General features: G+C 40.2%; 9 protein-coding genes and 1 pseudogene. 4 read left to right on the top strand and 6 right to left on the bottom strand.

The window, feature by feature from the left end:
* Nucleotides 1-470 precede the first annotated feature (470 nt).
* On the top strand, nt 471-707 hold the full coding sequence (locus tag ACPUEY_RS13510; RefSeq protein WP_003651786.1) for a VF530 family DNA-binding protein: 237 nt from the start codon (nt 471-473) through the stop codon (nt 705-707).
* A gap of 310 nt (nt 708-1,017) precedes the next feature.
* Here ACPUEY_RS13510 and ACPUEY_RS13505 read toward each other — a convergent pair whose 3' ends face one another.
* The 6 genes from ACPUEY_RS13505 to ACPUEY_RS13480 are packed head-to-tail and all read right to left on the bottom strand — an operon-like array spanning nt 1,018 to nt 7,841.
* Nucleotides 1,018-2,076, bottom strand: a complete 1,059-nt coding sequence (locus ACPUEY_RS13505; RefSeq protein WP_004281883.1) for a 2,3-butanediol dehydrogenase — start codon at nt 2,074-2,076, stop codon at nt 1,018-1,020.
* A gap of 21 nt (nt 2,077-2,097) precedes the next feature.
* Entirely contained in the window at nt 2,098-2,883 is a 786-nt protein-coding gene (locus tag ACPUEY_RS13500) for an acetoin reductase (protein ID WP_242770475.1), read from the bottom strand.
* Between the two features lie 11 nt (nt 2,884-2,894).
* A complete protein-coding gene (gene lpdA / locus ACPUEY_RS13495) occupies nt 2,895-4,295 on the bottom strand; it encodes a dihydrolipoyl dehydrogenase (RefSeq protein ID WP_425122397.1) in 1,401 nt (466 codons plus the stop codon).
* Nucleotides 4,296-4,306: 11 nt separating this feature from the next.
* The gene (locus ACPUEY_RS13490; RefSeq protein WP_425122396.1) at nt 4,307-5,842 is read right to left on the bottom strand and encodes a 2-oxo acid dehydrogenase subunit E2; all 1,536 of its coding nucleotides are present in this window, start codon (nt 5,840-5,842) and stop codon (nt 4,307-4,309) included.
* A gap of 1 nt (nt 5,843) precedes the next feature.
* A complete protein-coding gene (locus ACPUEY_RS13485) occupies nt 5,844-6,863 on the bottom strand; it encodes an alpha-ketoacid dehydrogenase subunit beta (protein WP_048881927.1) in 1,020 nt (339 codons plus the stop codon).
* Between the two features lie 15 nt (nt 6,864-6,878).
* Nucleotides 6,879-7,841: a thiamine pyrophosphate-dependent dehydrogenase E1 component subunit alpha gene (locus tag ACPUEY_RS13480; RefSeq protein WP_016167939.1), complete on the bottom strand. Its 963-nt coding sequence runs from the start codon at nt 7,839-7,841 to the stop codon at nt 6,879-6,881.
* 342 nt (nt 7,842-8,183) lie between these two features.
* On the opposite strand from ACPUEY_RS13480, the gene lipA reads away from it, so the two are divergent.
* The 3 genes and pseudogenes from lipA to ACPUEY_RS13465 all read left to right on the top strand — a co-directional run.
* A complete protein-coding gene (gene lipA, locus ACPUEY_RS13475; RefSeq protein WP_425122398.1) occupies nt 8,184-9,158 on the top strand; it encodes a lipoyl synthase in 975 nt (324 codons plus the stop codon).
* A 233-nt stretch (nt 9,159-9,391) separates the two neighbouring features.
* Nucleotides 9,392-10,483, top strand: coding sequence for a transcriptional regulator (locus ACPUEY_RS13470; protein WP_279687945.1), 1,092 nt, complete (start codon nt 9,392-9,394; stop codon nt 10,481-10,483).
* 424 nt (nt 10,484-10,907) lie between these two features.
* A pseudogene (locus ACPUEY_RS13465) lies at nt 10,908-11,767 on the top strand (IS3 family transposase); the annotation flags it as partial.
* Between the last annotated feature and the right edge of the window lie 110 nt (nt 11,768-11,877).

The raw sequence follows: 11,877 nt of genomic DNA, 5'->3' as shown, positions 1-11,877 counted from the left end.
CAGACATAGTGATCAGCATCTCGATTCATATCCAGTCCATGATGTTGATGCGCATCATAGACCAGACATTTTTATTGGTGAGAATACAGACACTTTAAATGGTTTCTAACAATTTAATTTCGTATAATGTATATTATGTTAAATAAATAACACCTGCTAATTTGTTCATTATTTCTGATATAGATTAAATCAGGTTATATTATCTGTCAAATTAGTAATGCACTTTTATGTTTGCTTCAGTTAAATAGGTTTTCTTTAAGGTCTTATTCTATAAAAAGAAAGGTCTACATTTTAAGACACTAAATCAAATGGCAGAAGATTTTTACAAGTCGGCTGACTAGAATCTCACAAGTGAATGTCTCCTGCTATTTCAGCACACATCAATGTTAATTATGTTTAAATTTCAACCCTCCCATTTTTCAACTAGCTCAGGTTATAATGATGGCCTCCAAAAATATGGTTTATCTATTATGAATGCCTCCAATGACCCTCTACACGGCAAAAAACTTGCTGACATTTTGGATGAGTTATTGGATTACTATGGTGGCTTTGAAGGCTTAAGTCGTAAAATTGAAATTAGATGTTTTTGTATAGATCCAAGTGTTAAGTCATCATTACGGTTTTTACGTACCACACCATGGGCACGTGAAAAAGTTGAAAGCTTATATTTGTATGTCTTACGTCAAAAAGCCAAACAAAAATCGTAGCTATCAAAACTCAGCATAATATTTTATACCAAACAGTAAACTAAACTTATTGAATAGCCAATGATTTTGTAGACACCTTTTAATTAGTGGTGGACTGCCACCACTCTCCTGGCAAAATTTAGTCTATATCCCTATGGTTTATTTAAAAACTTATTTTCTATCTTTACTAGGCTGTATGATCAAAATCATACTGGCACTCAACACTGTAAATTTGAGAATGAATCTGTACGTACAGACTCATTCCCTATCTATAAAGATATTAGAAATAGCTACATAGAGTTTATTTCTAGCTTATTCAAATTAGGCTTTACTATGGATGAACAATAATTTTTACAGCCGATTCATTATTATGAATCAACGTTTCAAAGCCTTTAGAAACAAGATCATCTAATGCAATACGTTGGGTAATAAAAGGTTCTAGATTAATCTTACCTTGCTCGACTAAACGGATAGTTTCCTGATGATCATTTACATAAGCAATCGTGCCACGAATATCTAGCTCTTTCATCACCACACTATGCACATTAATTGTGGCAGGATGGCTCCAAATAGAAACGATAACGACTACACCAGTTGGTTTCATTGCTGCAACGAGTGTATCCATGACTTTATTGACACTACTACATTCAAAAGCGACATCTACACCGCGGTCTTCTGTAATTTTCATTACCTCAGCAACTACATCAACCTTAGATGGGTCTAGTACATAATCGGCAACACCCGCTTCTATCGCTTTTTCTTTACGTTTTGCACTCAGTTCAGTAATGATGACCGTGAGACCTTTAGCCTTTAAAATAGCAGATAAAAGTAAGCCTATTGGGCCTGCTCCACCAACCAGTGCGATATCGCCAGCTTTTGCGCCACTTCTGACATAGGCATGATGACCGACAGATAAAGGTTCTATCAACGCTGCTTGGTCTAAAGGAATATCATTTGAAATAGGATGTACCCAACGCCGCTGAACTGCAATTTTTTCAGAAAGACCACCACCGCGTCCGCCTAAACCAATAAAGTTCATATTTTTTGATAAATGATACTTATCATTGGGGCCAGTCGGGACATCATCCGCAATAATATAGGGTTCAACTACGACATGTTGTCCAATTTGGATATCGTCTACACCCTCACCAACTGCATAAACTACGCCTGAAAATTCATGTCCCATTGTTACAGGTGCAGATTCTCCCGAAATTGGATGTGGATGACCACAAGGTGGAATAAAAATAGGGCCTTCCATGAATTCATGTAAATCTGTACCGCAAATACCGCACCATGCAACTTGAATTCCAACTGTGCCTGGAAGTACTTTCGGTTCAGGGATATCTTCAATTCGAATATCCCCTCGATCATAAAAACGAGCTGCTTTCATTGTGTATTCCTTATGTTGATATTAACGGTAAACCATTCCACCATCTGTCAAAATAGACTGACCTGTAATATAGTTTGCATCCTCGCTGGCTAAAAATGCAACTAATGCAGCCACGTCATCTGGTGTTTCAGCACGTCCTAAAGCAATACCATCTACATATTTTTTATACGTTTGACCAATTGGTGCACCTGTAATTTCAGAGAACCGCTGATCTATTTCGACCCACATGTCTGTACCAACAACACCCGGACAATAACTATTTACAGTAATTTCAACACTGGCATATTCTTTAGCCGCAGCTTGCGTCAATGCACGAACTGCAAATTTAGTTGCCGAATAAACACCGAGTAAAGCAAAGCCTTCATGACCTGCTATTGAGCATGCATTAATAATTTTTCCAGCCTGTTGGCGTTGTTTAAATTTATTTGCTGCGGCTTGAATCCCCCAAAGTACACCACCGACATTGATGTTCATAATTTGGTTAAATTCACTCGGCGTTACTTCTGCCAAAGCTTTGACTTGTGCAATACCTGCATTATTAATCATGATATCAAAACCATTAAGTGTCGATTCTGCATGATTAATAGCGTCACTGATTTGTATTGGATCTGAAATATCCGCAATAAATGTGGTGGCTTTTACGCCAAAGGCTTCAACCTCTTTTTGAACAGTATTTAACTTTTCTTGATGAAGATCGACCAAGGCAATATGAACACCTTCTTGTGCTAAACGTAAGGCAATACCACGTCCAATGCCTTGTGCCGCACCCGTAATTAAAGCAACTTTGTTGTTTAAACCTCTAGGCATGTTGCGACTCCTTAAATATGGATTGCACGTTGCATCGCCGACAAGACCGACTCATGCATCGCCTCAGACAAAGTAGGATGAGGGAAAATGACCTGCGCTAAGCTTTCATCTGTAGCTTCTAGGTATTTCGCGATGGCAAAACCTTGAATGTGTTCGGTGACTTCATGTCCAACCATGTGAGCACCCAACAATTCACCCGTTTCCTGACTAAAAATGGTTTTAATAAATCCTGCGCTATCGCCCAAAGCCAATGCTTTACCATTCGCTTGTAAAGGAAACTTACCCACATTGATATTCAAGCCCGTAGCTTTCGCTTTCTGTTCTGTCAAACCAATACTGGCCACTTGTGGATGGGTAAAGATACAGCCCGGAATTTGTGTACGATCTAAAGCATGTACATGACTTAGGCCTGCAATTTTCTCCACACAAAGAATGGCTTCATGACTGGCTTTGTGTGCCAAACACGGTGCACCTGCGACATCACCAATTGCATAAATGCCCACTACATTGGTTTTACACCATGAGTCGACTTTAATAAAACCATTCTCAAATTCAACTCCCAAAGCTTCTAGGCCAAGATTTTCAGCATTCGGTTTCACGCCAATAGCTGAAAGCACCTTTTCAACAGTAATGATTTGCACACCTGTGGCAGTTTCAATATGACAATGTACTTGAGCCTGATTAGTTTCTATTTTTTTTACAGTCGCTTCGGTTAAAACCTGCATACCCTGCTGTTCAAATTGCTTTTGTACATACTTCGCAACTTCAATGTCTTCGCTAGGGAGAATCTGCTTTGCAATATCAACCAAGGTAACTTGGCAGCCTAAGTCTTGGTATAGGCTTGCAAACTCACTGCCTATAGCCCCCGAACCAATGACCAGTAAAGATTTTGGTAATTGTTCCGGAACTAAAGCCTCTTTATAACTCCAGACCTGATGGCCATCTACAGGAATATGAGGCAAATTGGCCGCACGTGCACCTGTTGCGACAATAATATGCGGTGCAGAAATCTGCTGTTTTTGACCATTCGCATCTGTAAGCTCTAATTGCTCTTTGGCAATAAACTGGGCTGCCGCGTTAAAAACAGTGATTTGATTTTTTTTCAATAATTGACCGATACCTTGCACGAGTTGCTCAGAAACCTGTCTGCTATGATGGACCAGTTTTTGAATGTCAAAATCAATCGCGTTAAGAGTAAAGCCAAACTGCCCTGCATGTTTGAACTGCTGTGCAAGCGCAGCCCCGCTCAATAATGCCTTGGTTGGAATGCATCCCCAATTAAGACACACTCCGCCTAAGTGTTGTTTTTCAACGATTGCAGTTTTTAATCCCAGTTGCGCTGCGCGAATCGCAGCGACATATCCTCCAGGACCAGCACCAATAACCACAAGATCAAATTGTGTATCTGACATGACTATTCCTCCTACACCAAAATTAATGCAGGATTTTCGACAAACTGCTTAAATGCCGATAAGAATTGAGCACCCAACGCACCATCAATGACACGATGATCACAAGACAATGTTGCGGTCACCATTTCACGAACAACAATCTCATCATTTTCAACGACAGCACGTTTCTCTGCTGCACCTAAGGCTAGAATTGCACCTTGAGGCGGGTTAATAATGGCATCAAACTGTTGAATACCAAGCATGCCCAAATTGGAAATACTGAAACTGCCCCCTTGAAACTCATCAGGTGCCAATTTTCCAGTTTTGGCACGTGTCGCCAGATCACGCATATTATTGGAAATTTGCGCCAAAGATTTACGGTTCGCTGCTTTAATAATTGGCGTGATCAGTCCATTTTCGATGGCTACAGCAACCGAAATATCAGCCTGTTCAAACTGTAAAATCTGCTGATTCTCTTCATCAAACTGAACATTAACTTGTGGAACTTTAATCAGTGCAGCAGCAGCAGCTTTAATCAGCATATCGTTAATGGACAGTTTGACTTGCGGTACAGTACTGTTAATTTGCTGACGCAAAGCCTGAACCGACTCAACATTTAAGTCTATCGTTAAGCGAAAATGTGGTGCATTGCGTTTTGCCGCTTGTAGCCGTGCAGCGATTGCTTTACGCATACCATTCATAGCTACGGTGGTGAATTTTGCAGACTCTGTTGGATGCGCATACTCAGTATGTTGAGCTTGTACAGGATTTTCCCGTTGATATACAGCTTCAACATCTTCCTTACAGACTCGTCCACGTGAACCTGATGCACGACAATCATGCAAATTAATGCCCCATTGTTTTGCCAAACGGCGGGCAACAGGTGTCGCTAGAACATAACTGTCATCTGCTTTAGATTTCGCGGCTTTCGTGCTGGCTTGATGACGTACATCTGGCCAAGAACCACCAGCAGCTTGAACTGCGGCCTGAATATCTTGAACACTGATACGGCCTTCACGTCCAGAACCCGTAATCTGAGCCAAGTTTACATTATGCTTTTCAGCCAATTTCAAGGCATGTGGCGTTGCAAAAATATCATCGCTTTGTTGGTAGCCTTGTAACTCATCAGGAATAGAATATCCGCCCTGAGTCACCGCTTTTGATCCATTACCAACACTGTTCTGTTTAGGAGCAGCTTGTACTTTGGTTTCAACTTGAGCCACATCGACTTTTTCAGGAACCGCTGCTACCGCTTTATTTTCAGTTACAGCAGGTGTTCCACCTAAGGACTGTGCAAATGCTTCAACTTCTGCATCGGAAACTTGGGCGTCTGCACAAATTGCAATGACTCCTCCTACGATAAGGGTATCACCATCTTTAGCAATAATTTTTCGTAGCAAGCCATCGAAAGGCGCTTCTAGAACATTGACGATTTTTGTGGTTTCAATTTCACAAATTTCCTGTCCTTTACTAAATTGCGTACCTTCCTGAATCAGCCATTGGGCAATCGTGCCCTCTTCCATGGACAAACCCCATTTTGGGATTTCTAAAGTTTTAATTTCGCTCATCCTAAGCCTCCAACGTCTTGCGTACAGCCTGTTCGATGCGTTCTACACTTGGTAGCCATTCTTTTTCTAATACTGGTGAAAATGGTACGGGTGAATGTGGTGGAGTGACTAACTCGATTGGTGCTTTAAGATAATGAAAGCCTTTCTGTGCAATAAGCGCAGCCACATCATGTCCGAAACCACAACGTGCTGCTGATTCATCTACAATCACCACACGACCTGTTGAAGCTACTGACTCTAAAATGCCATCTTCGTCTAATGGTGAAATGGTTCTAGGGTCAACCACTTCAACCGAAATGCCTTCTTTTGCGAGCTTATCAGCGACTTCATTGGCACGATGCACCATCAAACTTAAGGCTATAATGGTGATATCTGTGCCTTCACGGGTGTAATTTGCGACACCAAAAGGAATAGTGTAGGACTCATCTGGCACTTCGCCCTTAATGTCGTACAACAACTTGTGTTCACAAAAGACTACTGGGTCGTCATCTCGAATGGCTTGAATCAACAACCCTTTTACATCATAGGCACTTGAAGGCACCACCACTTTTAAACCAGGCACTGAGGCAAACACGTTATATGGCGACTGAGAATGCTGCGCTGCTGCGGAAAAACCTGCACCAATCATGCCACGTACAACGAGTGGCGCTTTGGCTTTGCCGCCAAACATGTAGCGAAACTTAGCTGCTTGGTTATACAGCATGTCATAACACACGCCGTAAAAATCCATAAACATTAAATCTGCCACAGGTCTTAAACCCGTTGCAGCAGCCCCTGCCGCCATACCAATAATCGCTGATTCTGTAATTGGCGTATCAATGACTCGTTCAGAACCAAATTCAGTCCATAAGCCTTTGGTTACACCAAGTACACCGCCAAAACCTTCCAGTTTATTGTCATCGGTATTTTTGCCTCCATGCCCACCACGAACATCTTCACCGACCACAATGACACTTGGGTCTCGGCGCATTTCTAATTCAATTGCTTCTTTAATCGCGTTTCGATAACTTTTATTTGGCATTTTTCTACTATTCCTTTAGTAAGAGACGTAAACATCAGTAAGTAACTGAGAGACTTCTGGGTACTTAGCTGCGCGTGCTTTTGCAACGGCATCGTCTACATTGGCTTTAGACTGGGCGTCAATCGCATCGAGTTTGGCTTCGTCAATTTTGCCTTTGACTTTTTCACGGAATATCTTCAATGGGTCTTTATGTTCTTTGACATAATCCAGTTCTTCTTTGGAACGAATAAGTCCCGGATCACCTTCAAAATGTCCATAAAAACGGTTGGTTACTGTTTCAATCACACTCGGACCTTCACCACGGCGGGCACGTTCAATGGCTTTTTGTGCAACTTCATACACAGCAAAAAAGTCTGTTCCATCTACTTTTTCAGCGGGTAAGCCAAAACCTGCTGCTCGGCCTGCAATGTCTTTACTGCCTACGGCATAATCATGTGCAGTACCTTCACCAAAACCGTTATTTTCAAAAACAAAAATCACAGGGAGCTTTAACACCACAGCCATATTCATTGCTTCAAAAGTTAAGCCCTGATTTGAACCACCATCACCGGTAAAAGATAGACCAATCCCACCATTTTTGAGTGTTTTAGCACTTAAAGCTGCCCCAATAGCCAAAGGTGGACCACCACCCACAATACCGTTTGCACCGAGCATGCCTTTATCTAAGTCCGCAATGTGCATTGAGCCGCCCTTACCACGACACAAACCATCATCTTTGCCAAAAATTTCTAGCATCATGGCGTGAATGTCACAGCCCTTTGCAATACAATGTCCGTGACCACGATGTGTTGAGGTAATGAAGTCCTTATCTGTTAAATTTTCACAGATCCCTACGGCAACAGCTTCCTCACCGCTATAAAGATGGATGAAACCTGGGATATCACCTGTATTGTTTTCATCGTGAAGTCGATCCTCAAATTCACGAATGTCGCGCATTCTTTTGTATGCTGCTAGCAATTGCTCTTCCGTTAATTGCATATATTTATTCCTTATTAACTACGCTTAAAAGAAAATCCCAAATTGAATAACTGGATTTTTAAATCGTATATTTATATAAGAATATTTTTATTTAATTTCATATTAGACTAAAAAAATATAATGCATAAAAATATAAGATAAACATTAAAAACAATGGTTTATAAAATTAAGAAATTTGTAAATTTTTTAATATTATTCAGCTATATACAAAAACAAACCTTTAACCAACCTTTGTTTTATATGATAAGTTTTTTGCCCTGTTTTAATATTATTAATGCATTTAAAGCAGCTTATTTAATATCAGGCTCAATATTAATTATTTTAAACGACGGAGTGTTTGAAATGGATTTAAATAACCCAGTATTAACTGGAAAGAAGCTACGTGGCGCTAAAAAAATGGCGCGTATTCCAATTAAAGTTGTTCCAACGGAAACGATACCGAAAAAGCCAGAATGGATCCGGACTAAAATTAGTCGACCTGAGGAAGTCCAAATCATTAAGGATTTATTAAGACAACAAAAACTACATACCGTTTGCGAAGAAGCAGCTTGTCCTAACTTGCCGCAATGTTTCGGTAGTGGAACAGCAACATTCATGATTATGGGAGATATCTGTACTCGACGCTGTCCATTCTGTGATGTCTCGCATGGCCGTCCTAATGCCTTAGATATTAACGAGCCACTGCATTTGGCTGAAACAGTGAAGAATCTAAACTTAAAGTATGTTGTGATTACTTCCGTTGACCGAGATGATTTAAAAGATGGCGGTGCACAGCATTTTGCAGATTGCATTCGAGAAATTCGTCAAACTAGTCCAGACACTTTGATTGAAGTTTTGGTTCCTGATTTTCGTGGTCGCGCAGATATTGCACTTAAAATTCTGAGCAAAAATCCACCTGATGTCTTTAATCACAATATTGAAACCGTGCCACGCCTGTATAAAGCCATGCGACCAGGCGCTGACTATCAGCATTCATTGAATTTACTTAAGAAATTTAAACACTACTGCCCTGATAGCCCAACGAAATGTGGTTTGATGGTGGGTTTAGGAGAGATTGAAGCTGAGGTTATTGCGTTATTAAATGATTTGAAAGATTATCAAATTGATTATGTCACAATCGGTCAATACTTACAGCCATCTAAATCTCATGCGCCAATTCATCGTTTTGTTACGTTGCAAGAGTTTAAGCATTATCAAACACATGGAGAGCGCTTAGCGTTTAAAAATATTTGGAGTGCGCCATTAGTACGATCAAGTTATTTTGCAGACCGTCAGTATCATGGTGAAGCTGTGCCTAACCCTTACATGAGCGAATGACTTTTCATCCTATTTACGTTTATTAACATTTCAGATGGAAATAGTCATTTTCAGCTCATAAGAACACTTTTAAAGTAGCTCAAGGACTGGTAAAGCCAAAAGATCTAATTTAACCAAGCAAAGAAAAAAGCATTTAAAATCGAAGCAAGAAGAAATGACGTAAATGACCATAAATTTTGAAGCTCATTTCTAAAGTTTAAAAATATTACAGTCTCATCATAAAGGAATATGATATGAACCTGTTCAATACCGCATCTGCAAAACAGCTGCAAACGACGCATTTAATTAATCAAACTACTGTACATGCTGCCCCTGTTTTAGCATTGCCTCAAGAAGATCAAACGTCTTTATTCCGCCGCTCTATTCAGCATAATTATGCTGACTTACTCAAAATAGCGGATGATTCAGATATGGCGATTGGTCTTACAGATCATCACGGGACTCTCTTATGGACATGGAGTAGTTCAGCCATGCTTTCTTCTGCTGAACAGGTACATTTTATTGAGGGCGGACATTGGTCTACACAGGCAGTTGGAACCAATGCGATTGGTATGACCTTGAACAGCCAAATTTCAAGTTGCGTCTATTCTCATGAAAACCAAATGGACAGTGTTCGTGATTGGGTTTGTTATGCCGCACCGATCTGGGATCCAGCATCAGGTCAATTTCATGGCATTATTAACCTTTCCACAAAATATAAAAAACATACGCCTTTAGGGCTGCTTGCAGTTGAACGCTGTGCAGATTTAATACAACGCGCCATAAAACTTGAACAGCAAAATTTTTTATACATTAAGGCACTAGGCTCGCCTTGGGTTCAATTTAATGGGCATACATTGAACTTGACTCACCGTCAAATTGAAATACTATGCATTTTAGCTTTGTATCCCCATGGCATTTGTTTAGAAGAGTTACACTATGCCCTTTATGGTGAGCGTAGTGTCAGCCTAAAAACCCTAAAGGCTGAGCTTTCACAACTTCGTAGCTTATTACCCCATTCAATTGAGGCTCGCATTTATAGGCTTAGCTGTGAAGTTCAATGTGATTTTTTACGTGCTGAACAATCATTAAATGCAAATCTTATATCCAGTACATTCTCGCTATATAAAGGTAGCTTTTTATCTAAATCAGAAAGCCCATTACTCAGCACATGGAGACATTGTTTTGATGCCCGTTTAAGCCAGTTGATCTATCAAATAAAGGATATCGATCAATTATTACGAATTATTGGGCAAACACATGATCGAATTGATGCAATACAACGCTTATTAGAACTCTTACCACAAGATAGCGCCCACCGTAATTATTTTTCAAACCTAATTTAAATATTATTTTTGGCTTCAACTCTAAAGTTTTATTGTGTAGAAGATTGAAAAGGAAGTATGACTTTCATACTTCCTTTAATAAAATTTAAAATTGAGAACTAACTACAGTGAAGTCTAGTAATTCACTTACCTAGCTTTGACACCCAGTTTGTCGCTGGATGGTGTACCCATGCCATTACTACAGCTTTAATAGTTAAAGCCACCAAATCTTCTAAGTCTAAGTTATGTAAGTGTGACTTACCATAAGCGCACGTCTATGCCGTGATGGTGACGATAAATATTTAAGAATGCTGACAAGCTTCATCCACCGTTGGTGATATAGAGGATCGGCATCCCCTTTCTTAAAGGGGTTTCAATGAGGTGTGAATAGCCCCCACTCTCCTAGACAAATTTCGTCTATTCTTTTTGCATAGGAGAGAACATTATGAGTGGACAACGATACACCCCAGAATTTAAAGATGAAGCTGTTAAATTGATTACCGAACGTGGATATTCTGTCACTGATGTAGCAGAACGTTTAGGCGTATCACAACACAGCATTTATAAATGGCTAAAGGCGCTACAGCCTTTACGTAACAACTCTGATGAACATGAACTACTCGAAGCAAAGAAAGAAATCCTACGTCTTAAAAGTCAGCTTAAACAGACTGAAGAGGAACGGGATATTCTAAAAAAGGCCGCAAGGTACTTTGCAAGCCTGCCCGAGTAAAGTACCAGTTTATCCTGGAATACAGCCATCAATTTAAGATTAAAACGATGTGTCGGGTCCTTAAGATCGCTCGTGCTGGTTACTATGCCTGGTTGCATGAACCCGAATCAGGCAGGACTATTGAAGATAAGCGGTTATTACAGCTCATCCGTTCTTCTTATGATGCCAGCTATGGCATCTATGGTTATCGTCGCATTACGCTAGATCTAAAAGAATTGGGTGAAAGCTGCGGGCCCAATCGTGTGCTGAAGATCATGAAGAACAATGGTATTGCCGCTGTTCGAGGATATAAGAAACATAAAAGCTATGGTCGTGGTCGTCCTCAGATTGTGCTACCTAACCATTTAAATCGAGAGTTTATTGTAAACACACCTGATACTTCTTGGGTGACTGATATAACTTACATTCGCACATGGCAAGGCTGGTTATATCTGGCTGTGGTTCTTGATTTATATTCGAGAAAAGTCATCGGTTGGTCAATGAAACCTACGCTTGCCAAGGATATCGTTTTGGATGCACTTCTTATGGCGGTATGGCGACGTAGGCCAAATGAACCTGTGATCATACACTCTGACTGAATAGCCACTAATTTTGTAGACACCTTTTAGTTAGATAAAATGGCTAATTAACGAGGTGCTTATGAGCAGTAAACGATATCCTGAAGAATTCAAAATTGAAGCAGTAA

The organism is Acinetobacter sp. G11, assembly GCF_049808495.1.
Taxonomy (GTDB): domain Bacteria; phylum Pseudomonadota; class Gammaproteobacteria; order Pseudomonadales; family Moraxellaceae; genus Acinetobacter; species Acinetobacter kookii.
This window is presented reverse-complemented; position numbering and strand designations above follow the sequence as displayed.

What these genes read in the sequence shown, in the direction of transcription:
- ACPUEY_RS13510 (WP_003651786.1), top strand. Translation starts at nt 471, where the DNA reads ATGAATGCCTCCAATGACCCTCTACACGGCAAAAAACTTGCTGACATT.
- ACPUEY_RS13480 (WP_016167939.1), bottom strand. Translation starts at nt 7,841, where the DNA reads ATGCAATTAACGGAAGAGCAATTGCTAGCAGCATACAAAAGAATGCGC.
- ACPUEY_RS13505 (WP_004281883.1), bottom strand. Translation starts at nt 2,076, where the DNA reads ATGAAAGCAGCTCGTTTTTATGATCGAGGGGATATTCGAATTGAAGAT.
- ACPUEY_RS13490 (WP_425122396.1), bottom strand. Translation starts at nt 5,842, where the DNA reads ATGAGCGAAATTAAAACTTTAGAAATCCCAAAATGGGGTTTGTCCATG.
- lpdA (WP_425122397.1), bottom strand. Translation starts at nt 4,295, where the DNA reads ATGTCAGATACACAATTTGATCTTGTGGTTATTGGTGCTGGTCCTGGA.
- ACPUEY_RS13500 (WP_242770475.1), bottom strand. Translation starts at nt 2,883, where the DNA reads ATGCCTAGAGGTTTAAACAACAAAGTTGCTTTAATTACGGGTGCGGCA.
- ACPUEY_RS13485 (WP_048881927.1), bottom strand. Translation starts at nt 6,863, where the DNA reads ATGCCAAATAAAAGTTATCGAAACGCGATTAAAGAAGCAATTGAATTA.
- lipA (WP_425122398.1), top strand. Translation starts at nt 8,184, where the DNA reads ATGGATTTAAATAACCCAGTATTAACTGGAAAGAAGCTACGTGGCGCT.
- ACPUEY_RS13470 (WP_279687945.1), top strand. Translation starts at nt 9,392, where the DNA reads ATGAACCTGTTCAATACCGCATCTGCAAAACAGCTGCAAACGACGCAT.